Below are 24,977 nucleotides of genomic sequence, written 5' to 3'. Positions count from 1 at the left end.
CCGGTCGAGCGGGCTTTCTGCCGACGTTCAACGGCAACTGCCGACGGTGTCGGCGCAGCGCCGAACGGCTTGCTCGTAGCCCCCGCGCGATGCTCGACTCGCCACATATCGTCCGAACAGATATTCATCGAAAAAATAACCATTTGGTACACGCGTCGGCACGCATTACAGTCTCGCCTCGTGCCGGCTGCGGCGCCGGTTGTTCCGACGTTTTTCCAGAAATTCGCCACATGAATCGTTCGATGCTCTCTCCGGTCCGCCGTGCCGCGGCCGCGTTGTTCGTGCTCGGCCTCGTGCCGGTTTCCCATGCAGCCCAGCCGACGCTGCGCGTCGGCATCGATGCCGAGTCGTATCCACCGTTCTTTTCGAAGGACGCTGCCGGCAAGTGGAAAGGCTGGGAGATCGACCTGCTCGATGCCGCCTGCGGCAAACTGAACGTTCGGTGCGAGCTGACCGACATTGCGTGGGACGGTCTGATTCCCGCATTGCAGAACCGCAAGATCGACGTGATCTGGTCATCGATGACGATCACTGGCGAGCGGCAGAAGGCGATCGATTTCAGTCGTGCATATTACGAATCGCCGACGGTGTTCGTCGGCGCGAAAAGCGACCGGCGTCGCGTCGACTGCGCGGTACCCGCGACTTTCAAGGGGCGTGTGATCGGCGTCGAGGCCGGTACGAACTTCTCGGCGTTCCTCGATGCCCGCTTCAAGCAGGACGCGCAGATCAAGGCGTTCGACAAGTTCGACAACGCGCTCGCGGATCTGGTGTCCGGCCGCGTCGACTACGTGCAGGAAGGCAAGGGACTGTTTACGGCGTTCCTCGCGTCGCGCGACGGCAAGGACTTCGAGATCAAGGCCACATGCGCGGACAATCCGGTGCTGGGCCTCGGCATCGGCGCGGGCCTGCGTCGCGGCGATGCACTACGCGACAAGCTGTCGACCGCGATCGCGCAACTGCAGCAGGACGGCACGTGGGATGCGATCACCGCCCGCTATCCGAACCTGAAGGGCTCGATCGAGAAGGGCCGCTGACGCCGATGGCCGCTGACGATTCACTGCTTGCACTGCTCGCATTCGGCGACGGCGGTTATGGCCGCATGTTCGCCAGTGCATTCGCGTTGACGGCCGCCGTCGCGGCAGCGTCGTTCTGCACCGGCGCGCTGCTCGGCGTTGCCGGCGCGCTCGGCAAACTGTCGCGGCACGCATCGCTGGCATGGCTCGCGCGGCTCTACACGACGCTCGTGCGCGCGCTGCCCGAGCTGTTGTGCCTGCTGCTCGCATTCTATGTGGTGGCGCCGGCCGTCGAGCGTGCGCTCCGCGACAGCGGGATCGTGTCCGACGGCTTCGCATTCGATCCGTTCGTCGTCGCCGCTTTATCGCTTGGATTCATTCAGGGTGCGTATCTGACCGACATTTTCCGTGCGGCCCTCGTCAACGTCCCGGTCGGTCAGGTCGAGGCCGCGCACGCGTACGGGATGACGCCGTGGCAGACACTGACGCGCATCCGCCTTCCGGCTGCTGCGCGGCTCGCATTGCCGGGCGTCGGCAACGTGTGGCTGAACGCGACCAAGGATGCGTCGTTCATCAGTGTGCTCGGCTCGTTCACGGATCTCCTGAAGGCGAGCCAGCTCGCGGCCGGCGCGACGCGACACTACGTATTCTTCTATCTGGTCACGGCCGCGCTGTTCCTGCTGCTCAGCATCGCGTCGACTGGCGTCTTCGCAGCGCTCGAGCGGCATGCGAATCGTGGGACGAGGCGCGCAACCGCATGATTTTCTCGCTGCCGTTCCTGCTCGATACGGTGATGCCGAAGCTGCTCGCCGCAGTGCCGACGACGCTCGCGCTGACGCTCGTGTCCGGCTCGGCCAGCGTGCTGCTCGGGGTACCGCTCGCGCTTGCGGCCGGCGCCCGCCATACGCCGCTGCGCTGGTCTGCACGCGGCTGGCTCATGCTGATTCGCGGCACGCCGCTGCTCGTCCAGCTCTACCTGTTGTATTACGGATTCGGCCAGATCGTGCCGCGCGAATGGATGCGCGACAGTTGGGCGTCGCCGCTGCTGCGCGACGCGTTCTGGTACGCGATCGTCGCGTTGAGCGTGAACGAGAGCGCGTATGTGGCGACGATCCTGCGCGGCGCGATTGCCGGCGTGCCGGCCGGCGAGATCGAGGCCGGTCACGCATACGGGATGACGCGCCTGCAGGTGCTGCGCCGGATCGTCGGCCCACGTGCTTGGCGACTCGCGCTACCGGCGCTCACCGGCGAGGCGATCCTGCTGCTGAAATCGACCGTTCTTGCGTCGACCGTCACCGTGTTCGACGTGATGGGGACGGCCAATACGCTGCGCTTCGAGACGCTGCGCGTGTACGAACCGCTGGCCGGCGCGGCGATCGTCTATGTCGTGCTGGTCGGGCTGCTCACTTTTCCCGCTGCTCGTCTCGAGAAGCGCGTCAATCGCCATCTGGCGCGTGCGCCCGAACCCGGAATGCCGGTCCAGCGCCGCCGCCCGTCATCCGGCGCGTGGGCGGCGCCCAATTGATTCCTGTCTTGATAGCGAACTACACGATGTCCGATCCTCGCCCCTTGTTGTTTTCCCTGTATGAGCAAGCCAGTGTCGGCTGCGGTGGCGCGCCGAGCCTGTGGACCCATCCGGCCGACGAGCGGCTGCGCGCCAATACGCTAGCCTACTGGTCGGACCTCGCGCGCACGGCCGAGCAGGCGGATCTCGACATGCTGTTCTTCGCGGACGTGCTTGGCCTGTACGACGTTTATGGCGGATCGGCCGACGCGGCACTGCGATGGGCGGTCGAGGCGCCGGCGAACGATCCGATGATGCTCATTCCGGCGCTGGTCGCGCAGACTGAGCGGCTCGCGTTCGGCGTGACAGCGAGCACGACCTATGAGCACCCGTTCGCGCTCGCGCGCCGCTTCAGCACACTCGACCATCTCAGCAACGGCCGGATCGGCTGGAATATCGTGACGTCGTACCTGACCAGTGCGGCGCGCAACTTCGGGCTCGACCGGATGATCGGCCACGACGAACGCTACGCGCGCGCCGAGGAGTTTCTCGACGTCGTGTACAAGCTGTGGGAAGGGAGTTGGGCCGACGACGCGGTCGTCGCCGACAAGCACGCGCCGCGCTATGCACGCGGCGACCGTGTGCGGCCGATCGCGCACGAAGGCGTGCACTATCGCGTGCACGGGCCGCACGTCTGTGCGCCGTCGCCGCAGCGCTCGCCCGTGCTGATTCAGGCCGGCTGGTCGGGGCGCGGACGGGAATTCGCCGCGAAGCACGCGGAGGTGGTGTTCGTCGCGAAGTCGAATCCGCGCGAGATCCGTGCGGGCCTCGACGAGATTCGGCGGCTCGCGACGGAACGCGGCCGCGCTGCGGACGATGTGAAATCGCTGACCGTGCTGCGGATCGTGACCGCGCGTTCGTCGAGCGCGGCGAAAGAGAAATACCATTCGCTGCAGCAGCACTATCACCAGCATGCGCAACTCGTCAGCTATGCGGGCGACACCGGCATCGACATCGACCGCTATGCCGACGACGAACCGCTGACGACGCAGACGGAAGGGCTCACGTCCTACGTGGTGCGCGCAGACGGAAGCGGCAAGCCGCTCACTGCCGGCGACGTGCGACGCAAGTTTGCGAGCGTCACGCGCGGCACCGACCTCATCCTCGTCGGTTCACCGGACGAAGTCGCCGACCAGATCGCCGAACATGCGCGACAGTCGACCACGAGCGGCTACATGCTCAATCCGCTGATCAGCCCCGGTACGCTCGACGATTTTGCCGAACTCGTCGTGCCGGAGCTGAAAAAGCGCGGCCTGTATCGGACCTCGTCGCCGGCTGGTACCTTCCGCTCGCGGCTCAGTGGCCGCGACAGGCTGCCGGATACCGCGCATGGCGCATCGTTCCGGCAATCGGCATCCGGCGGACGCTGACGAACGGTTAGCGACGGAGCAAAGATCGGCGCGTTGCGCGGCATGGATCGTGACGCGCTGTTCCGATTGCGAATCCACCGCTCGCGCGAACCGATTCTACCGGTGTCGCTAGCGTGGCGAATGAGTGGAACGGTCCGATGCGCGGCGGTCGATCACATCGGCCGCCATTGCAGCCCATTCTCGCGGCGGCGAGCATCTGACGGTACGCCGACGAGCGACAAGACCGACGGGTCGTGCCGACGATCAGCCGCGTTTCCGTGAGCCGCACGGCGGCACTGCTCGTCGGCCGTGGCCGCCGCGATTAGCCGGCCGACGCAGCGGTGCCGGTATATGCCGCGTCGATCCATGCGTGCCGACGGTGATCGGCGTGGTCCAACGAATCCCGCCACGATGCGCAGGCCCGGCGGTTTCTCTCACAGCGCACCGTGCAATGCGACGTGACACACGCCCCCGGCGAATCTGCCGCCCTGAATCGATGACGCTGTCAAACGAGAAATCTGGAAATCCATATAGATAAAAAGCGGATCGAGAGCTGTGGCTTGCACCGTATGGACACCGATGCGTTTGATGCACGCGACAAAGGACTCTTCCAGCTTTTGCACTATATCGAAACGTGCGTCGTCGCGAATATTTGCCGACTGGCAATCTTGCTTGCCGCAGCCGTGCTGCGTGGCCAGTGACAGAATCGTTCAAGCATGAATTCGTATTTACTAATTCGTAACCCGAATTGACGGTGACCGGAAGGCAGGCAGCGGAAGATGACGCAAGCAGCACTTTTCAGAACGAGCCATACCATTGCATTCGCGGGCGCGTTGTTGGCGACGACAAGTTCCGCGACGCAGGCGCAGAGCGCCGTCCAGCTGTCGGGGATCATCGACGCGGGCATTGCGTACGTGAACGATAGCGGCAATACCCACGGGCATCAGAGCGCGTGGCAGGCAAAGAGCGGGGACATCAACGGTAGCCGCTGGATCCTGTCGGGCAGGGAAGACCTCGGGGGAGATCTGAACGCGGCGTTCATGCTGGCGAACGGCTTTGCGCCGATGACGGGCACGGCTTCGCAGCAGGGCCGGCTGTTCGGATTCCAGTCCTGGGTTGCGTTGCAATCGCAACAGCTCGGCTCGCTGATTGCGGGGCGCCAGTTCGACGAGGTCGTGCAGTTCGTCGAACCGTTTTCCCTGGGAGGGACGCGATATGGCGGCACGGCGTTCGCGCACGTCTTCGACAACGACAACCTCGACAACTGGACGCGCATCAACAACTCGGTCAAGTACGTGAGCCCGCTGCTGGGTGGCCTCAAGCTGGGTATGCTGTATGGATTTTCGAACCAGGCTGGCGGTTTCGACAACAACCGCGCGTATAGCCTTGGCGCGTCGTATCAATACGGCAATCTCGATCTCGGCGCGGGCTATGTGCAGTTCAACAACGCATCGAATCTCTCTAGCGCCAACGTGAACGGCGCGGCACCGGCCGGCGCACCGTTCAACGCGGCGCGCCAGCGCACCTGGGCTGCGGGCGGGCTGCTCCATTTCGGCAACGGTGCGGCCGGCCTCGTGCTCAGCGAGACGCGTCTCGATCATGCCACGTCGATCAACGACGTCGTGGATACCGCAGTCAGCCTGCCGGGCGACGACGTGCGGTTTCAGAACGTCGAGGTGAACGTGCGCTATAGCGTGCTGCAGAACTGGGACGTTTCGGCCGGTTATACGTTTACTGCGGGCCGCTTCGCGACGCCGGCGGGCGTTCGCTATCCGAAGTGGCATCAGGTCGGCATCGTCAACACCTACTTCCTTTCGCCGACGACGGACATCTACGCCGAGGCGGTCTATCAACGGGCCAACCAACTGGCCGGAACAGGTATCCGCGGCGCGCAGATCGCAAACTTTTCACGGGCGTCCGGCGCGAACCAGCTCATTGCATCACTCGGTTTGCGACGCCGATTCTGATCGGTCGCGCCGGATGGGCGCCTGTGGTGGACGCCGCGCGTTTTTCCTCGGCGGCTTGCATCCTACGTCGATTGGATACACGAAGCGCTGCCGGTTATGACGAAGGCCGGCACACGACGCCGGATCCATCTACGCCGCGAGCGGCACGCCGTCGTCGAGCGTGGACCGGTTGGCGTGCAGCGTGATGCAAGGTCGCCGATCATGATCGCGCTCATGTAACGCGTATTCGACGCTATTTCAGTATCGGTCGAGCGCTGCCTGCAGCATGCGCAGTCGGGTTTTGCCGTCCGGCATGAAGTTCGTGCCGAAGCGCACGAGCCCTGCCTGATGCAAATGACAGGCCATCGTGAAGCTGATCAACATACCAGGCTCGGGCGGATGAATTTCGATTTCTATTCGCTTCAGACGCGGTTCGTAAGCGAGCAGGGTCGCCTCGATCGCGCGCCGCAGCTTGTGCGCCGAGGACGGCAGATGCCGATAGATCTCCGACAGGTCGTCTAGGCCGTAGTCCGGAAGGTGCGCGAGAGACCCGCGCCGACTATTCAGGATGCGCTCGATGTTGTCGCGCACCGACAGGAAAACCTGCACTTCTGACGCGAAGTCGTCCACGCCAGAGCCGTCAGCGAAGTGCCCGGTAATCCGCTCGAATAAGCCAGGTCCTACCCACATCGTGGAGTTCCTTTATTGCGCGATCTGCGCAATCGACGCGATGAACCATCGATCGACCATGAACCATGCGACGCCGACGGCGACGCACGAGGCGACCACCCAAGTCAGCGGAGAAATGCGCAGCGGGCGGGCGTTGGTGCGGTTCACCACGATCGAAGCAGGCGCTGCGTGGTTGTCCTCCGCTGCGGTCGTGCGCCCGAGTCGTTCGTCGAGGGTGCGAATAAGCGCCGCACGCGCTGTACTCCCGTCCATCGCAAACCGTCCGGTGAAGCCAAGCGACAGCACCGCGGCGAATATCGCAAGCAGCACCCGCGGCGACCGTGGCTCGAGCAAGCGATCCTCGATGCGTCGTACCAACTCCTCGCCGGCATCGTTTCTCGAGAAACGTTCCTCCTGGAGCGGCCGCTTCTCCCAGCTTTCGCGAGCTTCTCCCGTGAGGTGCTTCAATGCGGCCTCGTCGAGCAGTGCGCACAGCGCGTAGACCGCATCGTTGATCACGTGATCCTGGAGGTCCCGCAAGCCCAGATCGGAGCGCAGTTGGTCGATCTGCGTGTTGCATTGGCCTCGAAGCGCGTCGAACGACAGCGGCTCTTCGGCCAGTGCGGTGACCGTGCGTGCCGTGTCGCGTAACGCAACCGGGAGCAGGGGCGAATCTGCCATCGTCACCGCACTCATGACGGCAGCACCGCATACAGCTCGAGCGACGCTTCAGGAATCGACGCCGGCACGTAGATCTGGCAGGCATGCGCGTCGATCATCCGCTTGAACGCGGCATCGTTGCTGTCCAGCGCGAAGTACTGGTTTTCTATCCGCACGGGAATCGCGGCAGGCAGGCGCGACATCGGGCGCAGCGCGATGCCGAGCAGCGCGGAATTGACGATCTGCTCGACTTCGTCCGGTGCGCCGACCTTGCAGAGGCGCGGCAGGTGCTCGATGAGGGCGTGTGCGGGCATGGCGGCCTGAACCGACAGATAGTATTCAGCGCCCTCCGTCAGCCGCTCGTCGTTGATTCGGCCGAGCCATGTGGTCGCGCGCACGCGCTCGAGTGCAATCGGCACGACTCGGGACGGAATCACGGCGTCGAGCAGTGTTCTGATCAGCGATTCGAGCTCGGCAAACATCGGCTCCGGCGCGTGGTGATCGTATAGCGGAATCGCCTGGAGCGACTCGGTCGTAGAGAACGTCAGCAGTGAGCCGGCCAAGCGGGCGAGCACGGCGTAGAGCCGTTCCGGATGCTGGTCCGGCGCCTGTACGAGACGGGCGAGTTCGGGCCAGGTGCTATTCACGCTATGTAACAGCCAGAAGAGCGCCACGTCGGACACGGCGAAATCGGCGATCTGATCCGAGCGCTCTTTGCGGCGCACTGCAAGGCTGGCGCTCTTGGCAGACAGGATTTCGGAGATGCGCTGCGCGCGATGCACGAGGCGATCGCTCGCCGACAGGAACAGGCACGGCGGGACGAAGCTCTTGTCCTGTTCGAACCGCCCTTGTGGCGTGCGCACGAGCCGCGCGATCGGACAGGTGACGTAGTCTCCGGCCTGCTCGAAGTCGAACAGAAGGGCTACCACGTTGCGCTCGACGGTGATTTCTTCCTGTCCGTCGCCGTTCAGATCGGCAACGTGCTTGTATTCGCGGGTCACGCGCCGCGGCCGCGCAGGCTTTTCGCCGGGTTCGACGCAGTTGCCGCCCTGAGCGTCCATCAGTGCTACACCAGCAAGCACGGTCACGCTGTCGACCGTTGTCGGCACGTCGTCGAGACTGCGTGCCGCAGGAAGCCAGTCGGCCGTTTCACTATCGATCAGCGTACCGTCCGGCAGGCGCAGCCCGAGCGCCGTGCACTGCAGTCGATTGACGCTCAGTGCTTCGCTGTCGAGCGCAACGTGGACGGCACCCCAAGCGTCGGGGCTTGCGATACGGGCTACACGGTCATGGACGTATTGTTCCCATATCGCCTGCTGCTGGAAGTGCTGCGGCGTCATGAAAATCCCCTTGGCCCACAGCGGTCTGGTTATCTTCATCTTGTTGGTTGTTCTGGAATGGAAGTAGCGGTGTAGAGGTGCGCGACGGAACGCGTTCAATGTTTCGCTTTCGGCATCTGCGAAACCAGGGAGAGGTTGATGTCGACGCCCTCGATCTGAAAATGCGGGACGATGAACAGCTTGATGCGGAAGAACCCCGGGTTGTCCTCGATGTCCTCGACCGTGACCTTGGCCTGCCGCAGCGGGTGTGCCGCCTGAAGTTCATCGCCGGGATCGGTCATTTCCGTGACAAGCGATTTAATCCAGGTATTCAGCTCGAGCTCCAGCAATCGGCTATCGCGCGTCGTGCCGATGTTTTCGCGCTGGATGAGCTTCAGGTAATGTGCGATCCGTGACAGCAAGAAGATGTACGGTAAACGGGCATTGATCCGGCTATTCGCGGAGGCGTCGCGTGCATCGTAAGATCGCGGCCGTTGCGTTGAATGCGCCGAGAAGAAACACGTTTGATCGTGATTGCGGGTATACGAAAGGGGAATTAGGCCGATATCGGCGAATTCATTCTCGCGTGTTTCCGAAATCAATGCGTCCGTGGAAATCTTACCCAGTTGCCCGGCGCCGAGGTCGTACCGATGCGCGGGAATGTCATTGATGACGCCACCCGCTTGCGGGCCGCGAATCTGCACACACCAACCGTTTCGTACGAAGCTGCGCACGATATTGACCGCAAAAGCGAACGCCGCGCTTGTCCACAGATATGCGCTGCGACCAGATTCCCTGACATTCTCGGTGTAATTGAATGCGCGCACGGGCATCGTATCGAATCCGTACGGCAAACGTGCAAGGAATCGCGGCATTGTGAGCGCGATGTAGCGTGCATCCTCAGTTTCACGGAAGCCTTTCCACTTCAGGTATTCGGCCCGCTCGAACCAGCTCGGCAGATCGCGGATGCCTGCGACGGCTTCCATCGTGGTTTTCCCGAAGAACGCAGGCGAGACGGCGCCGATGAACGGCATATGGGCCGCGGCCGCGACTTTCGAGATATTGCGCAATAGTGCGATGTCCGGGCCGCCGTGATCGAATTCAAAGGCCGAGACGATCGCGGCGATGGGCTGCCCGCCCGGCATGTCGTATTCGCCGACGTATGTCAGCCGGAACAGGCCACTCTGGATGATGTCCGGTGCATCTTCGAAGTCTTGACGCAGCGCTTCTTTCGAGACATCAAGCACCTCGATTTTGACGTTTTGTCGAAAATCAGTCCGATCCACCAGGAATTGCAGGCCGCGCCACGTCGATTCGAGTGTCTGAAATGCGCAGTGGTGGAGGATGGCGTCGAGCTGTCTGCCGAGTTGATCGTCCAATTCAGCCAGATACCAATCGATCAAATCGGAATCGATGCACGCAATCGTATTTATGCGCATTTCTGAAGATAATTTGGCGTCGGTGTATTGGTCGCACTGAGCGCCTTCACTCATCGGACGTTGCATCTGGCATGGCCGGATAACAGAGGAATGCGACATATAGCATGGCGAACATCTTAAAAATAGCGAAATACGTGAACAATTGTCAGACTTCGGACAAATACAACAAACGGCCTGAATAATGCACGCTCGCTCTTCCACGACAAGTGCGAGTGTAGTTACTGTTCTTCCTCGGCTCTGAGCGCGATGCAGGTGTTTAGCAGCGCTATCTGGATACGGGGTTACAACAATGTCGAACCTGTTTGACGATGCGAGGCGGTTCGTATCGGACTTGACCGGGGTGTCGGGGCGCCAGGCATATTTCTTCGAGGTGCCGGGGACCGAGAGCGCAGTTGCACTCTCGGTCGTGTCGGTGATGGCGGTCGAGCGGATGGGATATCCCACCGAGGTGCGAGTGGTGCTCACGCATCCGCTGCAACTCACGCGTATCGACTACCTGAATCGCGACGCGGTCTGCACGATCGTGCCTGACGATGGTGTGCCACATCGTTTCTCCGGTTTTATCGCGCGCTTCTCGACGCTGCAGACCACCGCGGACTTCACCAAGTACGAGATCGTGCTGAAGTCGCACTTCGCGCGACTGGAAGCGGTGAGCACCAGCCGTATCTACCAGCACCAGACGACGCCGCAGATCATTGAGGCAGTGCTGCGCAGCCATGGCTTGGAAGGCCACCAGTTCGCATTCCGGCTGCGCCGCGAGTATCCGAAGCACCTGTTCCGCTTTCAGTACAAGCTCGACGACCTGTCGTATGTGCGGATGCTGATGCAGAAGGCCGGCATCTACAGCTACATCGTCGAGACCGAGCATGGCGATCAGGCGGTGTTTGCCGACGACGTCGACCATTACCAGTGGGACCCGCACTTGACTGCGGCGTATCGCGAGACTGCGGGGCTGGAGGCGACCGGCGCCGAGGCGGTGACCGCACTCAAGACGCATACGGTGACCGTGCCGCAGTCGTTTGTCGTGGCCGATTACAACCCCGAGCAGGCGTGGGAGCGTTTCCGGGACGACGCAAACGTTGCACCGCAGGATCCGACCACGTACGGCCAGACCTACGTCTACGGCACTCACCATCTCGATCAGGACGGCGCGAAATGGGAGGCGCAACTGCGCCATGAAGCGGCGATCGCATGGCAGATCGTGTACGAAGGCGAGAGCAACGTGCTGGCGCTGCAGGCCGGGCGCGTGCTGAATCTCGACACGGTATTGCCCGATGCACCCGACGGACAGGTGGTGATCGAAGTGACGCATAGCGGCGCGCGCGATCGGGCTTACTCGAACAGCTACATCGCAATTCCCGCTAACCGGCGCTTCCGGCTCCAGCTCGAAGACGCGAAGTGGCCGAAGATTGCCGGGACGCTGAGCGCTCGGGTGACGAGCCCCGACAAGTACAAATACGCTTACCTGACCGGGGCAGGCTACTACACGGTTCGATTCGACGTGGACTTCGCGGACTGGCCGGCGGGCGGGGAAAGCGTGCCGCTGCGGCTGGCGAAGCCCTTCGCGGGCAAGTTGCAGACGGGCTTCCACTTCCCGGCGCTGGACAACGATGAAGCGGTGATCGCGTTCCGGGACGCGGACCCCGACAAGCCGGAGATCATCGGCTTCCACCATCACAGTCAGGCGCGCGATCTGGTGACGAGCGATCGCCGCTGGCTGTCGCGCAACGTGATCCGCACGCAGTCGAACAACAAACTGCGGATGGAGGACTGGGCGGGGCAGGAGGGCGTCAAGCTCAGCACCGAGCATTCGGGAACGAGCCATCTCGATCTTGGCTATCTGGTCAATCAGAGGCTGGAGTATCGAGGCGAAGGATTTGAGCTTCGCACTTCCGGTTACGGCGCAATCCGGGCGGGCAAAGGCCTGCTTGTTTCGGCGGACGACCAGCCCGATGCCGAGGGCAAGCAACTCGACATGAAGGCGGCCTCGACGCAGCTCAAAGAGGCGTTGCAATTGATGCGAAGCCTCGAAAAAGCTGCCCGTTCGGCCCAAGCTCAGGTGAACGCCGTCGAGCAACAGCGGCAGTTGCTTGCCGAGAGATTGGACCGCCTACAGCGTGCGGTCCTATTGGCGACTGCGCCGGAAGGTGTAGCCGTCACTAGCGGCGATCACCTTCAGTTGTCCGCGAAGACGAATCTTACGGCAACTGCGATCGAAAACGCCGATATTGGTGCGGGGAAAAACGTCTCGTTGTCTGCCGCCAACGCAGTATCGATTTTCGCGCAGAACGAAGGGGTCAAGGTCGTAGCTGCGAAAAATGATATTCAGGCCATCGCTCATTCGGGCCAGGTGCTGATGACGTCCGCGAAAGACATGAAACTCGTCAGCGTCGAAGGAGAGCTCCATGCGTTCTCCCGTAACGCAGTCGTCATCTCGTCTGGCGGTGCTTATATCAAACTATCGGGCGGCAATATTGAACTGGGGTGTCCGGGCTCGATCATTTTCAAGCGCGCCGGGACGTTTGCGCAGGGGCCAGCAAGTCTGCACGAATCGTATCCGCCGCTCGCCAATTCTGGGCCTAATTCACGCAAATTCGTACTTCATTATGACGGCCATCCTGACGATGTCATAAAGGGGCAGCGCTACCGCATTCATAAGGAAAACGGGGCGGTGATTGAAGGTGTGAGCAATGACAGCGGAGAAACGAGCGTTGCGCAAAGCGAGATCGCAGAAGTGGTCAGAATTGAACTGCTCGGTAAGGATAAATCGTGATTAAATTATTTAAAAATCGCGTGCGTGACGTAGGCCTAATCGCGGGAAGGCAGCGATTGTTCATGACTGCGTTGATGATGCCACTCTCTTTCACTGGGTCAATGAGTAATGGTCTCTATCGAGGCTATTGCGCTATTCGCTCTAGTCAAAAATACGTCGCCATTCCGTCGCTGGCATTTTCGGAAACACGGGAAATGCTTTTGCATATCAACTATTCTCACGACGGTGAGCGGACGTCTAGAGAAAAAATCTCGCATGGTGAATAACGTAACTATGAAAGTCGCGAAGCCAAAGTTCGCGGCTGAGTCCTCATGTGTTTCGGATGGCGGTGATGTGACGTTGGTGGCTGTTCCTTAACCAATACCGTGTATTTCATCTTCATCTATGGCATTGGCTCGGAGGGAGAGTGGTTTGATGGTGATGAAGTACGGCGAGTTTCATGCAGAGCAAGGTCGTGTTGATGCGTTAAATCAATCTGCTGGGAAAGGAGGGGTAATGCTTGGATTTCTCAAAAATGTTCCGTCCGGGCTGGATTCATTGGCGATGATGGTGCGATTTCGTTTGATCGCAGTGGTGGAAGTGGTCTCTTTGAGGCGAGGATTTATTTCGCCGATTATTTTAGTGTCATTTGCACTGGCGGCGTGCGCTAGTTTCGAGCAACGGAATGTACCTGTATCTTCCGCCGTTGACTTTCGCGAATACGAGGTTTATCGGATCGATAATAATCGCTACATTACGATTCGCAGCAGGTATCCTTGCATCGGCGGGCAAATGGATGGGCAAATTTTTTACTATGACGATAGCAAAAATGTTCGAACGCTTGTTTCATTTACGGGGGGTGAAAACACCGGGGTGTATCGTGGTTATTACGCCGTCCGTTCTTCGTCGAATTATGTTGCGATTCCCTCGAGGTCGGAGTCTGATGTAAGGGGTGGATTGTTGCACATCAATTACTCTCATGATGGGGGGCAAACGTTTCAGTGGTTTTTATTGGGGAATGATGACTCACATTATGCGGTAATTCAAAATGAGAGCGATCTTTATGTTACGAAGATTGATGATAAGGATCCGGCTGGATACTCGGATCGATATGATTATGTTCTAGATATTAATCAAAACGTGGATCCGGATGATTCGCATTATAGCAACACCCCACCAGCTCTCGGAAGATATGGTAAGCCTGTCTCTCGTCAGAAAATTCCATTAAGCATCAAATCTCCGTCTGGGGCTACTCATTGGACTTGCCCGGTGTTGCCTAAGGATGAAATATCGATCAGTAAGTGAATAAATTATGGAAATCGTGAAACCAAAATTTTCGGCTGAATCGGTATGTGTTCCCTGTGACGGTAATACTACGTTAGTGCCGGTTCCTCGCCCAATGCCGTGCGTTGTCATCTTTGTCCACGGTGTCAACTCAGAAGGTGAGTGGTTTGGGGATGCTGAGGTTGGTATAGTTAATGGTCTTAACGAGCGTCTTGGTCGAAGTGATCTCGAGGAAAATGGGTTTTCCAATGATGATCCTCGCTCTCTAAAATCATTGAATTTGAAAAATAGTCCGGTTATAAGATTTTACTGGGGGTATCGTGCACCCAAAGACCAAACGAATGCGGGAACGTTTCCGTGGCGTATTCCGCTCAAAACCCGGCTCGAGGCGAAGATAACGCCGAATAGTGCTCCCTACGCTTACCCGGCGTATTCATACAGACCAGATTCGCATCGTCCATCCACGCCGAATGTCCGTGGTGCCACATACTATTGGGGTGGTGGCCCTTTCCAGAATGGGACTAGCGCGCTGAGTATGTCGTGGTACGACGGCTTTAACCCGCACGTATTTGGTATCAATATCGGCAGTCCAATCATTAATCCGGAGCGCGACCGACCACTCAATGCCTGCCCCAAGCGCACCTACTACGTAAATGCCTCCAAGCGGCTCGCGAAGCTGATCGATACCATTTACGACAAGCATCCCAAAGATACGATCGCTGTCGTCAGTCACAGCCAAGGTACGATGATTGCGTCCCTTGCGATGTTTTACGTCAAGAAGGTCCCGGACACACTGTTCCTGTGTAACTCGCCATACCGGCTTAATGAGACCGCTATGGATGATTTCCAGATGGGAGACAAGGCACCTACTACAAAAGCGCGCGTCAAGACATTTTTCAATATGCTTGATCGCTTTCAGCAATCCCAGGCTGACGCCGAGGCCAAGGTGACACCCGAACAACTCGACGGCGTCGGCGGCTGGCTCGACAAGGCTTCGGTCATGCAGTCTTCTCGACCGGGCAGGATGTCTACGGGCGAGCAGCATGGCGGGACGGAGAGCGATGCCGAACTGGTACTCGAGGATCAGGCCGATGCCAAGCTCAAATGGAGCCCATCGATCCCGACCGAGGAGCCTGTTCAGGGCGACGCGATTTCAAGCCATCACAATCATGGGCGCGTGTTCATTTACTTCTCGCCACATGATCGCGTGATGGGATCGACGCCGCTTCAAAGTATAGGTTGGAAGGGCGTGGGCAAGAGTTTGCCTGATCCGGATCGTCCTCAATCTTTCGCCAAGATTGACCCTTTCGCCAAGTACAAGGGCGTGCTTTATCAGCGGCAATTCATGCGCTCGTCTGAAGTGGGCGGTGCACCCTGTGCGGAAACCTCCCGCTACCCGTCCAAGGGAGGAGGGCCGTGGAATCCGAAGCCTCCAAAAATCATGGGCGTCAAGGATGAGTTGACCGCCATCGATCCAAACGAGACGGTTAACGTCAATGGTCCTAAGGTTCCGTACCCTGTGCCGGCATACGATATGAATAACTTCGACGAAAATCACGAACTGGAAAACCATAAGACGCTCGCCACCGACGACGATTACAAATACTACAAGGAACTTTACGAAGATAAACCGAAGTATGTACCCGAGGCGACTTCACCTTACGACGTATCAAGCCAGACACGTTCGCGGCCCCAGACACCGAAAGAAGTGAACGATGAATTTGAGGCGACAATCGCCACGCCAACCAATCACAGCACGATTCTAAAGTACGGGAGGGGTATGCTCGTCGAACGCATTCTCGCCTACGACCTACCCATAGGTCGTGCCGACAGCTTCGCCGATCGCCCCTTCTGGAAACAGTTGCTAAAGATGGCTGATTGGCTCGAGGAAGATCCGGAATACGAGCAAGGTGGCGACTACGAAAATGCGGGTATTGCCCCGGAGGGCGTCGACTGCGAAACCAACGGTGACGTCCACGCGCGGTCGATTTATGCAAAATCTTGAGTTCAACTACTTAGACGTCTATGGCTATTGATGTCGACGCTCTTCCTCCGCGCATCGAATCGTACCCGCAGCCGCCATCGCTGCTGGTCTGGTCGATTATTTTCGTCGCCTGCACGGTGGGAGGCGGTACCGCTGCGCTCTTGGTCTGGCCCAAGCGGTTTCCTACTGCGACGCCCGTCTTCTGGATTGCCATAGTGATTGTCCCGCTTTTGGTGGCGGCTATCGTGACCCTCGTCCCTTTCCTGCGTCATGCCGGAAAGGTGCGCGCAATCACGTCATGGAATGATCGACGCGATCGCTATGTCGCGGGCGTGTTTGACGAGGAGAGTCGGCCTATAGCCGTGCTCGGAAGCTTCTGCCGATTTCCGGTCCACGATGCACGTAGTCCGGTTTCGAAAGTCGCTTCGGGGGAGATCGTTCTCGTTCCTCAACAGACGCCGGACAAAACTGCCACCGTTGCCGCGCGTTGGTTTGCGGCACCGGAGTTTTCCATCGGAACCGAGCCGCGTGAGTACGACGCGGATCGACAACGCGTCTTGTTGTTGGACCTCCTTTCCGGGATCCTCGATGCACTCGAACCCCGGATCGGCGCATTACCTGCGGCTCTGCCACTGAAAGTTGCGCTATTCATCGACGCGCCGTCGTTTGATGACGATATTCGCCAACATTTTCGGTCGTTCTGGAACGCCCGCGCGTTGCGTGCGTTCACGTTCGATGCCGAACAGAGCATCCCAGGCCTGATGTCGCTAGACCGGTGGTTGGACAGGCAGGCCGATAGCAATCCGGATTACGCGATGCTGCTGGTAACCATTCAGTTGCATGACCTGGTCACTCAATCTCCGCCGCCTGGCAGTGGCGAAGCCGCAATCGCGCTGCTAATGGCCCGGCACGACGTCGGAGAGCGTCCTCGACTCGGTGCCTCGGCGTATCTCCATCGTCCTAGACAGGGCACTCTTGCCTCGCTTCAGCAAGCGTTGTCGCTTGCGTTGAAATGGGGCAAAGCTAAACCAGCGGACATTCAACATCTGTGGCATACGGGCTTCGATAAGGTCGGGCAACAGGCGTTGATGGCGGCGGCGCGCACAGAAAAAGTTGCCCTGGTGGAAAGCCAGCAAGTGCCGGGCGAACACAATGTCGACCGTATCGTCGGCGACGCGGGTATTGCTGCCGACTGGTTCGCGCTCGCCTGTGCAGTCGAGTTTGCGCAGTCATTTGGTGGCCCGCAACTGGTGGCAAGGCACAACGAAGCCAACAGCATTGTGTCGGTCGTTCGTCCGGCCGTACCTTCTTCTCTTGAACCCAGTCTCTAATGGACCGCAAATTCTGGCTTGAACTCCTTTTTGTGGCGCTAGCGACCGCACTTGCAGCTCTGGGCATATGGCTCCTCGTGGAACTGGGCGGGATCAATACCGCTGATGCCGAGCGACTTGCGTGGTTGGTGCTGCTGGCCGTTGCGCTTCTGGTGCTCGTCGGTGTAATCGTGAGCTGGCGTATGCGCCATCGTTCCGCAGACGGCCGACTTGCGGGCTGGCCCGGTGTACGGCAAGCCGATTCTTTGGTCGAGGCCACCGACAAAAACACTCGCGCTCTGGCAGACCTGTCCCAGGTTTTGCGTTCGCGTTACGGCTTGCGCTGGCGCTATCGTTTGCCGTGGTTCCTCGTTGCTGGCGACGCCGCGACCATCGGGCGGTTTTCGCCCGAACTCAACGAGCAGGGATGGCTCCTTGCCGACGACGCAGTGCTGTTGTGTGCGCAAATCAAGGCCGACGGTAGGGTCGACGATATGTGGTTGACGCAGATCCGCCGCCATCGCACCGCCCGCCCCATCGATGCAATCGTGCTGGTACTCGACGAATCGACGATTCTGCCCGACTCGGTCCGAGGCACGAGCAGCCCCTGGGGCCTCCACCTCGCGCGCATCAGCAACTTGCTGAGGTGGGCCGCGCCAGTATTTGTGCTCGACCTTGCGGGTTCGGATGCCGTTCATCGTGCGGACACTCCCGTGAATGGCTGCGAGCTTTCACGAGCGAGCGATGCATCCGCCGTCGAAACCGCGCTACTCGAATTACGCAATCGATTGGCCGACGTCAGTGTCGGCCAGCTCGCGCACAACCCTGCCGACCGCTACGCGTCAGATCTCTCGACCCGTCTCGATACGCGTAGCGCACCGCTGGCTCGCTGGATCGCGAGTTTGTCCGACTGGCAACGTCGTGCCCAACCGGTTGCCGGTGTGATGTTCGCACCGTGGCCGGCATCCGGAGCGACGACAACGGGCACCGACAGTCTTCACTTTCCGTTGTGGCGCTATCTGACCGATGCAGCCAAGCGTACGCCGGGCCGCCGTACGGCGACGCATCCTCTCACGATGGTCTCGGGAATCGCGCTGGCGGCCGTCGGACTGTGGGGCGCCGGCATGCTCATCTCGGGCCTGACGAATGCCCGCGGCCTGGCGCTGACGAATGACGTGCTTCGCACGTTCAATGGCGCCAACAGTCCGGCGACCCGTCTGCGCGCCTTGCTCGCGCTCCAGCAGCGCATCGAGTTCTACGAAGCGCGCGTCGAGCGTCCGACGCTGTTCTCGCGCTTCGGCCTGAATCACGATCAGGACGTGCTCACCGCGTTATGGAAGCCCTATGTGCGCGAAGCGCGCCCGCAACTGCTTGCGCCCGTGCAACAGGACATCGAAGGGCAACTGGTCGATCTCACGCAGATGCCGACCGCCCAAGTCGATGACCAGGTCAATCGCCTCGCTCGCGACGGTCACGCCACGCTCAAGACGTACCTGATGATGGCGGACCCGTCGCGCGCCGATGCGGCGTTCATGACGCCGCAACTGGTGCGCCATTGGAACGGCGGCATCGGACTGTCTCCGGGCGAAAAGCTCGACCTGTCGCAGCGGCTGCTGGCGTTCTACGCGCAGCACCTCGGCGCGCATCCCGACTGGCGCATCGCCGCGCGTGACGAGCTCGTCGCGGGCGCCCGCCAGACCTTGCTCGCCGTGATCGGCGTGAAAAACTCGGAAGACATGATCTATCAGGGCATCCTCGAATCGGTCGGTCGCAAGTACCCGGACCAGACGCTCGCGTCTCTGACCGATGGCACCGACACGCGCGGACTGCTGAAAACCACGGCCAGCGTGCCCGGCGCGTACACGCGTCAGGCATGGGACGGGACCATCGAGGCCGCGATCGACGACATGGCGAAACGCAATGGCGTGACGGCCGACTGGGTGCTCGGCGCGACCAGCGCCAATCGCAACGCGTCGGCCGCGACGCCCGAGGCGCTGCGCGCGTCGTTGCGCACGCGCTACTTCGCGGACTATGCGGACCGTTGGCAAACCTTCATGAACAGCATCACGTGCGAACCGGCGCGGACCTTGCCGGCCGCCGTCGCGCAGTTGAAACTCATCGCCGATTCGCGGCAGTCGCCGGTGATCTCGCTGATGAAGTCGCTCGAGTTCCAGGGCGGAGCGGGCGTCGTGAAGACATCGCTGTCCGACACCCTGGTGAACAAGGCGCAGAACATGTTCGCGAGCAAGGACAATGCGCCGCAGCCGGCCGCGCCCGACCCGGCCGGACCGCTCGGCGTGTCGTTCGGCCCCGTGTTGCATCTGATCGCACCGGGGAACGCTGCGACGGCAGGCGCAACGAGCGACCTGAGCCTGCAGCGTTTCATCGAACGCATCACGATGCTGCGTCTGAAGCTGCAACAAATCGCTGACAGCCCGGACGCCGATAGCGAGTCGCGACAAGTCGCGCAGTCGCTGTTCCAAGGCAAGAGTTCGGAACTGGCCGACACGCTCGCCTATGCGCAGCTTGTCGCCGCCAGTCTCGGCGAGCAGTGGGCGGGGATGGGGCAGTCGCTGTTCGTGCAGCCGGTCACGCAAGCCACTCAGGCCATTCTGGAGCCGGCACAGGCGAGCTTGAACGACGCATGGCGCCAGACCGTCGTCGCGAGCTGGAACCGCTCGTTTGCCGGCCGCTATCCGTTCGCCAACACCAACAACGACGCATCGTTGCCGGAGCTGTCGCGCTTCCTGCGACCGCAGGGCGGCTTGGTCGGCGTGTTCCTCGCCACGCAGCTGGCGGGCGTGCTGACGTTGCAGGGCGACCAATGGGTGCCGGCATCGAGCGGTTCGGGCGCGAGCAGCGCGGCGCGCACGATCGATCCGGCCTTTCTCAATGCGATCAACATGCTGCAGCGGATCGCCAATCACCTGCTGGCGCAGGGCGAGCCGCAGTACGCATTCGACCTCAAACCGGTACCCAGCCTCGGCGTGACGGACACGCGCCTAACGGTAGACGGTCAAAAGCTGCACTACTACAACCAGCAGGAGACGTGGCAGACGTTCACGTGGCCGTCGAACGAGCCGCAGAAGGCGGGCACGCGTCTCGAATGGCAGACCGAGCGAGCGGGCACGAACCTGAACATGGAATTCGGCGGCCGGTGGGCGCTGGTCCGGCTGCTGGAGCGAGCACACGTGAGCCCGGTGGATACGGCCACCTATCTGATCACTTGGCAGGCCGCGCCGCAGGCGCCGCAGTCGAAGGCAGGCGTCGCGAAGACGGACGATGGCGAGTCGTTGACCACGCAGGCGCCGCTCGCTCCCGCGCCGGCATCGCTGGCGTATCCGCTCACCTACCTGATGCGCACCGATGTGGGCAAGGGGCCGCTCGAACTGCTGGCGTTGCGCGGGTTCGCATTGCCTTCACGCGTCTTTGTGCCCCGAACGACGCCGTCCCGAGCGGCCGGTACGGCGTTGCAGCCGCCGCCGCTTCCGCCGGGCGCACTCGCCGCGGCGCGCCACGCATCCGTGCCGATCCCCGGCGGGTCTCTGCCCGAATGACACAACAGGACACCGAATGACGAATCCGATCAAGGATAACGAGATCCTGCGCTATTACGAGGCGGAGATGCGCTATTTGCGCGACGCCGGCCGGGAGTTTGCCGATGCATTTCCCGATCGCGCGCGCGAGCTGGGCCTGGATCGCGGAGGCGAGCGCGACCCTCATGTGGAACGGCTGCTCGAAGGCTTCGCGTTCCTGATGGGCCGCCTGCGTCACAAGCTCGACGACGAGCTGCCCGAGCTGACCGAAGGGCTCGTCAGCATGCTGTGGCCGCACTATCTGCGCATGATTCCGTCGCTGTCGATCCTCGAGCTCACGCCGGACATGGGTGCGCTGCAAAAGCACGAGACGCTCGGCGCCGGCCTCGAGGTGACGTCCGGACCGATCGCGACGGGCCACACAGACGGCGCACCCGCACACGTCGAATGCGTGTACCGCACGACGCAGCCGATCGATCTCTACCCGATCACGCTCACCGACGCAGGCGCGTGGGCGCGCGAAGACGGCCGCTCGGTCATCCGGTTGCGCCTGGCGATTCAGCCGCAAGCTCAGCGTGAACGACTGCATGTACCGCGACTGCGGCTGTATCTCGACGCGGACCGGCCGATTGCGCTCGCACTGCATGCCGCGTTGACGGCGAAACCGCTGGCAATGCACGTGCGTGTGCCCGGTTTCCCGGAAGATCGCCCCGGTGCGCCTCAAGATATGCCGGGGCTTCGGATCGAGGCGGCCGGCTACGCGGGCAACGAACGTCTGTGGCCGAAGGCCGACAACGCGTTTGGCGGCTACCAGTTGCTGCTGGAGTACTTCACGTTCCCCGAGAAGTTCATGTTCGTCGACCTGCTCGGGCTCGACATCCAGGCGCTTCCACCGTCCGCGCCGCATGTCGACGTCGAGATCGTGCTGGCAAAGCCGTGGCAGGACGACATGCGTTTCAACGCGCAGAACGTGCGGCTCTACTGCACGCCGATCATCAACCTGTTTCCCGTTCAGGCCGATCCGGTCAAGGTCACTCAGTTCGAGACCGAGTACCGGGTACGGGCGCGCGAGCAGCACGGCCCGTTGGTCGATATCTACTCGATCGACGCGGTGCACGGCATCGATCGCGGCCGACGCTTCGAATATGCGCCGTTCGCGGCATTCCGCCATCGTGGCGGCATGCTGCGCCATACGATGCCCGAGCGATATTTCCATTCGCACGTGCGACGCGCGCCTTCCGGACGGTTCGATACGTGGGTCGTGCTGGGCGGCCACGCTTGGGAAAGCGAGCATGCGCTGCCCGCGGAAACGCTGTCGCTGTCGGTGACGGGCACCAACGGCATGCTGCCGCGCAAGGCGCTGCGCGATGCCAGCATCACGCGGATGCGCGCGGGCTTCACCAACATCGCGGCAGTGCGCAATCTGACCGCACCGACGCTGCCGGTCTACCCGCCGACCGGCGATCGCTTCCAATGGCGTGTGCTGTCCCATCTGGCGCCGAACTATCTGTCGCTGCTCGATGCGGAAATCCTGCGCGGCTCGCTCGCGTTGTACGACTGGACGGACGGGGAGTTGAACCGGCGTCGCATCGAGGCGATCACCGACGTGCGTCACCGGCCATTGCAGAAGCTCGTGAAGGGCGGCCTGATGCGCGGCGTCGAGATTGCGGTGACGATCGACAGCACACGTTTCGCGGGCAACGGCGATCTCGAGCTGTTCGGCGCCATGCTGAACCGGTTCCTCGGCCTCTATGCGACGGTCAACCTGTACACGAAGCTCGTCATCGTGTCGCAGCCGACCGGTCAGCGGCTCGAATGGCCCGATACGAAGGGCGAAGGAGCGCCGTTTTGAACGCACTTCCGACCCGGTCGGAACGCAGCTTGACGACCCTGCCGCCAGCCCACGCGGACCGGATGTTGTTGCCGGCGCTGTTGGATCAGGCGCATCGGATGAATTTCTATCGCTTCTGCGCGTTGATCGAACTGGCGTCACCCGATGCAGCGCCGCTCGGCGCCACCGATTCGCCCGCGACGGATCCGGTCCGGTTCCGCTCACGTGGCCAACTTGGGTTTCCGGCGCGCGAGATCGATGCAGTCGAATACGACGCGGACGATCCGGCGAAGCCGGTTGCGGTGCGTACGACGTTCCTCGGTCTGTACGGCGTCGACGCGCGGATGCCGACGTACTTCGTCGACGAAGTGGCGCAGAACCGCGACGGCGCCGAGCCGCTGTCGGCGTTCCTGGACCTGTTCCACCATCGTATTGCGACGCAGTTCTACCGGATTTGGCGCAAGTATCGCTATCCGGCCGGTTTCCGGCCGGATGGCTTCGACACGGTCTCCCGCGGTGTGCTCAGCTTTGTCGGTCTTGGGTTCCGGTCGCCGGACACACATGCGCCTGACTGGGGGCTGCCGCAGGGCGTTGGTGCGCGAACGCTGCTGTCGATGCTCGGACTAGCCGCTCAGAAGACGCGTACCGCGGAAGGGCTCGCCGGCGTGCTGACACATGCGATACCGGATGCCGCGATCGACGTCGAGGAGTTCTATCCGGTGTGGCGTACCGTCAACGATTTCGAGCCTGCAGCGCTCGGCGAACAATGTCTGCTCGGACGCGGATTCTACGATCGGGCGAACACGGTACGCATCGTGATCACGCCGCACACGCGCGAATCGGTCACCGCGCTGGTGCCCGGGCAACCGGCATACCGACAGATCACCGCGTTGCTGCGCTTCTACCTCGGCTACGAAAGCGAAGCGCTGCTCGAGATGCAGGTGCATCCTGACCTGATGCCGGAACCGTTGTTGGCCGCCGGTCAGGCGAACCTCGGCCTGACCACGCAGCTCGGGTCGCCGCCTGCGGTAGGGCGCGGACCCACTCGCGTGACACGGGTGCAGTTGGGGCGCTGGAGCGGGGCGACGGAAACCGTATAAGCCCGCAATACGATTCGCTGGCACAACGCGACGCAGAACTCGAAACATGGACAACAATCAGATGAGCATTTTAAGGATACCGATTGGACGAAGCTTCGTCGGTGCAGTGGCCACCGTGGTGGTCGTTGCGACGGCCGGTTGCGGCGTCGGCCAGGCCGTGAAGGACAGCACGGTGGACGCTGCGAAATGGGCCTTCACGACGCAGGTGAAGACGATGAACCTGGACCTCGTCGCCCGCTCATCGCTCAACGCCAACGCGGCCGGGCAGCCGTTGTCGACGGTGGTGAGGCTCTATCAGTTGAAGGACGCGAAGACCTTCGAGCAACTCGACTATACCCAGTTGCAGACCAACGATCTCGAGGCGCTGAAGGCGGATCTGCTCGCGACCAAGGACGTCGTGCTGCGCCCGGGCGCGAGCGCCAGCGTGGTCGAGCCGATGAACCCGGACGCACAGGTGGTCGGCGTCGTGGCGTTCTTCCGTGAGCCGGGGGACGGCGCGGTGTGGAAACTGGCGGTGCCGAAGAAGCAGTGGAAAAAGACCGATCCGGTGAAGATCGAGGTGCGCGACAACACGCTCAATCTGGTCGGTACAAAGGATCGGCCGATAACTCACACCGCGCCCCAGCAGAGCGCACCGGCCGCGCCCAAGCCCATACCTAAAGCAACCACTCAATCCGGCACACAGGATGAAGGATGAACATCGGGACTCGCTTTCGTCAGGATTGGGCGGGATGAGGTGGCCATCGAAGAAAAATGGTCAAGCAGCAAGGTGCTGCTCACGATCTACGACGAGCAACCCAGCGTTGCCCGATGTACCAGGGGCGGCGCAGTAGAAAACGGTTAGACGGGCAGGCAATCGGAGTGCAGCATTGCGATTACGTTTTGTGATTAGGAAATCGAAGTTGTTGCTATTGGTATCAACGACCGTAGTTGGGAATACGCAAGACATGATCAAAGAATTGTCAAATTTGCGTTGCGGGATTGGACTGTATGACGAGCGTTTGATAGCGTCATACGATTCGCACGGTACGACTCCAATTTGCCAAGCTGTTCCGCGACGCAAACCTACAAGGTTCTGCAGCCGACCTTCGAAGCCAACAACACGCGGCGTTCGTAAATGGGCTGGATTTTCGTCGGAAGCAGATGTGCTGTTCGATGGCAGGCACATAGCCACGTTGCGCGGGAATTCGCTCATGAAGAAGAACCTTCGCGGGCACCGAT

Annotated in this window: 19 protein-coding genes; 13 read left to right on the top strand and 6 right to left on the bottom strand. The window is 61.2% G+C overall.

The window, feature by feature from the left end; translation table 11 throughout:
• The first annotated feature begins 230 nt into the window (after window positions 1–230).
• From MYA_RS22640 to MYA_RS22625, 4 genes are read left to right on the top strand one after another with little or no spacing between them, the layout of a single operon-like run.
• Window positions 231–1,034, top strand: coding sequence for a transporter substrate-binding domain-containing protein (locus MYA_RS22640; protein WP_041494186.1), 804 nt, complete (start codon window positions 231–233; stop codon window positions 1,032–1,034).
• Between the two features lie 5 nt (window positions 1,035–1,039).
• A complete protein-coding gene (locus MYA_RS22635; protein ID WP_014725213.1) occupies window positions 1,040–1,774 on the top strand; it encodes an ABC transporter permease in 735 nt (244 codons plus the stop codon).
• The gene (locus MYA_RS22630) at window positions 1,771–2,538 is read left to right on the top strand and encodes an ABC transporter permease (protein WP_014725212.1); all 768 of its coding nucleotides are present in this window, start codon (window positions 1,771–1,773) and stop codon (window positions 2,536–2,538) included. Before MYA_RS22635 ends, MYA_RS22630 begins: the two co-directional genes overlap by 4 nt.
• 26 nt (window positions 2,539–2,564) lie before the next feature.
• Window positions 2,565–3,947 carry an LLM class flavin-dependent oxidoreductase gene (locus tag MYA_RS22625; protein ID WP_041494185.1) on the top strand — a complete coding sequence of 461 codons (1,383 nt, stop codon included), beginning with the start codon at window positions 2,565–2,567 and terminating at the stop codon, window positions 3,945–3,947.
• Window positions 3,948–4,360: 413 nt separating this feature from the next.
• Here the strand turns inward: MYA_RS22625 and MYA_RS31425 are convergent, their stop codons facing one another.
• On the bottom strand, window positions 4,361–4,549 hold the full coding sequence (locus MYA_RS31425) for a hypothetical protein (RefSeq protein ID WP_148278591.1): 189 nt from the start codon (window positions 4,547–4,549) through the stop codon (window positions 4,361–4,363).
• A gap of 156 nt (window positions 4,550–4,705) precedes the next feature.
• On the opposite strand from MYA_RS31425, the gene MYA_RS22620 reads away from it, so the two are divergent.
• Window positions 4,706–5,893, top strand: coding sequence for a porin (locus MYA_RS22620; protein WP_014725210.1), 1,188 nt, complete (start codon window positions 4,706–4,708; stop codon window positions 5,891–5,893).
• Between the two features lie 237 nt (window positions 5,894–6,130).
• Here MYA_RS22620 and tssE read toward each other — a convergent pair whose 3' ends face one another.
• Genes tssE through tssC form a run of 4 tightly spaced genes read right to left on the bottom strand, consistent with a single transcriptional unit; the run spans window position 6,131 to window position 9,959 of the window.
• On the bottom strand, window positions 6,131–6,562 hold the full coding sequence (gene tssE, locus MYA_RS22615) for a type VI secretion system baseplate subunit TssE (RefSeq protein ID WP_011882424.1): 432 nt from the start codon (window positions 6,560–6,562) through the stop codon (window positions 6,131–6,133).
• Window positions 6,563–6,574: 12 nt separating this feature from the next.
• Window positions 6,575–7,237, bottom strand: coding sequence for a DotU family type IV/VI secretion system protein (locus MYA_RS22610; protein WP_041494184.1), 663 nt, complete (start codon window positions 7,235–7,237; stop codon window positions 6,575–6,577).
• Window positions 7,234–8,580: a type VI secretion system baseplate subunit TssK gene (gene tssK, locus MYA_RS22605; protein WP_081057467.1), complete on the bottom strand. Its 1,347-nt coding sequence runs from the start codon at window positions 8,578–8,580 to the stop codon at window positions 7,234–7,236. The genes MYA_RS22610 and tssK overlap by 4 nt, the downstream gene beginning before the upstream one ends.
• A gap of 56 nt (window positions 8,581–8,636) precedes the next feature.
• Window positions 8,637–9,959 carry a type VI secretion system contractile sheath large subunit gene (gene tssC, locus MYA_RS22600; protein ID WP_014725205.1) on the bottom strand — a complete coding sequence of 441 codons (1,323 nt, stop codon included), beginning with the start codon at window positions 9,957–9,959 and terminating at the stop codon, window positions 8,637–8,639.
• A 289-nt stretch (window positions 9,960–10,248) separates the two neighbouring features.
• Between tssC and MYA_RS22595 the strand changes: the two genes are divergently transcribed.
• From MYA_RS22595 to tssJ, 8 genes are all read left to right on the top strand, one after another.
• On the top strand, window positions 10,249–12,732 hold the full coding sequence (locus tag MYA_RS22595) for a type VI secretion system Vgr family protein (protein ID WP_041494183.1): 2,484 nt from the start codon (window positions 10,249–10,251) through the stop codon (window positions 12,730–12,732).
• A gap of 414 nt (window positions 12,733–13,146) precedes the next feature.
• On the top strand, window positions 13,147–14,016 hold the full coding sequence (locus MYA_RS30215; protein ID WP_238539607.1) for a T6SS immunity protein Tli3 family protein: 870 nt from the start codon (window positions 13,147–13,149) through the stop codon (window positions 14,014–14,016).
• Between the two features lie 7 nt (window positions 14,017–14,023).
• Entirely contained in the window at window positions 14,024–16,000 is a 1,977-nt protein-coding gene (locus MYA_RS22590; protein ID WP_014725202.1) for a T6SS effector phospholipase Tle3 domain-containing protein, read from the top strand.
• Window positions 16,001–16,020: 20 nt separating this feature from the next.
• Window positions 16,021–17,310, top strand: a complete 1,290-nt coding sequence (locus MYA_RS22585) for a hypothetical protein (RefSeq protein ID WP_041494182.1) — start codon at window positions 16,021–16,023, stop codon at window positions 17,308–17,310.
• A complete protein-coding gene (locus MYA_RS22580) occupies window positions 17,310–20,846 on the top strand; it encodes an ImcF-related family protein (RefSeq protein WP_041494181.1) in 3,537 nt (1,178 codons plus the stop codon). The genes MYA_RS22585 and MYA_RS22580 overlap by 1 nt, the downstream gene beginning before the upstream one ends.
• A 16-nt stretch (window positions 20,847–20,862) precedes the next feature.
• A complete protein-coding gene (gene tssF, locus MYA_RS22575; protein ID WP_014725199.1) occupies window positions 20,863–22,677 on the top strand; it encodes a type VI secretion system baseplate subunit TssF in 1,815 nt (604 codons plus the stop codon).
• 62 nt (window positions 22,678–22,739) lie between these two features.
• Complete coding sequence (gene tssG / locus MYA_RS22570) at window positions 22,740–23,756, top strand: type VI secretion system baseplate subunit TssG (protein ID WP_011881747.1); 1,017 nt, start codon at window positions 22,740–22,742, stop codon at window positions 23,754–23,756.
• Between the two features lie 46 nt (window positions 23,757–23,802).
• Window positions 23,803–24,453, top strand: a complete 651-nt coding sequence (gene tssJ / locus MYA_RS22565) for a type VI secretion system lipoprotein TssJ (protein ID WP_014725198.1) — start codon at window positions 23,803–23,805, stop codon at window positions 24,451–24,453.
• Window positions 24,454–24,513: 60 nt separating this feature from the next.
• On the opposite strand, the gene MYA_RS31420 is transcribed toward tssJ, so the two are convergent.
• Complete coding sequence (locus tag MYA_RS31420; RefSeq protein WP_146125851.1) at window positions 24,514–24,951, bottom strand: hypothetical protein; 438 nt, start codon at window positions 24,949–24,951, stop codon at window positions 24,514–24,516.
• Window positions 24,952–24,977 lie beyond the last annotated feature (26 nt).

The sequence above is a fragment of the Burkholderia sp. KJ006 genome (assembly GCF_000262695.1).
Lineage (GTDB): Bacteria > Pseudomonadota > Gammaproteobacteria > Burkholderiales > Burkholderiaceae > Burkholderia > Burkholderia vietnamiensis.
The sequence above is the reverse complement of the archived record's forward strand: the minus strand, read 5'-3'. Positions and strand labels throughout refer to the sequence as shown.

Bases quoted from the DNA above. Each gene is read 5' to 3' on its own strand.
- MYA_RS22640 (WP_041494186.1), top strand. From the start codon at position 231: ATGAATCGTTCGATGCTCTCTCCGGTCCGCCGTGCCGCGGCCGCGTTG.
- MYA_RS22635 (WP_014725213.1), top strand. From the start codon at position 1,040: ATGGCCGCTGACGATTCACTGCTTGCACTGCTCGCATTCGGCGACGGC.
- MYA_RS22630 (WP_014725212.1), top strand. From the start codon at position 1,771: ATGATTTTCTCGCTGCCGTTCCTGCTCGATACGGTGATGCCGAAGCTG.
- MYA_RS22625 (WP_041494185.1), top strand. From the start codon at position 2,565: ATGTCCGATCCTCGCCCCTTGTTGTTTTCCCTGTATGAGCAAGCCAGT.
- MYA_RS22620 (WP_014725210.1), top strand. From the start codon at position 4,706: ATGACGCAAGCAGCACTTTTCAGAACGAGCCATACCATTGCATTCGCG.
- tssE (WP_011882424.1), bottom strand. From the start codon at position 6,562: ATGTGGGTAGGACCTGGCTTATTCGAGCGGATTACCGGGCACTTCGCT.
- MYA_RS22610 (WP_041494184.1), bottom strand. From the start codon at position 7,237: ATGAGTGCGGTGACGATGGCAGATTCGCCCCTGCTCCCGGTTGCGTTA.
- tssK (WP_081057467.1), bottom strand. From the start codon at position 8,580: ATGAAGATAACCAGACCGCTGTGGGCCAAGGGGATTTTCATGACGCCG.
- tssC (WP_014725205.1), bottom strand. From the start codon at position 9,959: ATGCGCATAAATACGATTGCGTGCATCGATTCCGATTTGATCGATTGG.
- MYA_RS22595 (WP_041494183.1), top strand. From the start codon at position 10,249: ATGTCGAACCTGTTTGACGATGCGAGGCGGTTCGTATCGGACTTGACC.
- MYA_RS30215 (WP_238539607.1), top strand. From the start codon at position 13,147: ATGGTGATGAAGTACGGCGAGTTTCATGCAGAGCAAGGTCGTGTTGAT.
- MYA_RS22590 (WP_014725202.1), top strand. From the start codon at position 14,024: ATGGAAATCGTGAAACCAAAATTTTCGGCTGAATCGGTATGTGTTCCC.
- MYA_RS22585 (WP_041494182.1), top strand. From the start codon at position 16,021: ATGGCTATTGATGTCGACGCTCTTCCTCCGCGCATCGAATCGTACCCG.
- MYA_RS22580 (WP_041494181.1), top strand. From the start codon at position 17,310: ATGGACCGCAAATTCTGGCTTGAACTCCTTTTTGTGGCGCTAGCGACC.
- tssF (WP_014725199.1), top strand. From the start codon at position 20,863: ATGACGAATCCGATCAAGGATAACGAGATCCTGCGCTATTACGAGGCG.
- tssG (WP_011881747.1), top strand. From the start codon at position 22,740: ATGTTGTTGCCGGCGCTGTTGGATCAGGCGCATCGGATGAATTTCTAT.
- tssJ (WP_014725198.1), top strand. From the start codon at position 23,803: ATGGACAACAATCAGATGAGCATTTTAAGGATACCGATTGGACGAAGC.
- MYA_RS31420 (WP_146125851.1), bottom strand. From the start codon at position 24,951: ATGAGCGAATTCCCGCGCAACGTGGCTATGTGCCTGCCATCGAACAGC.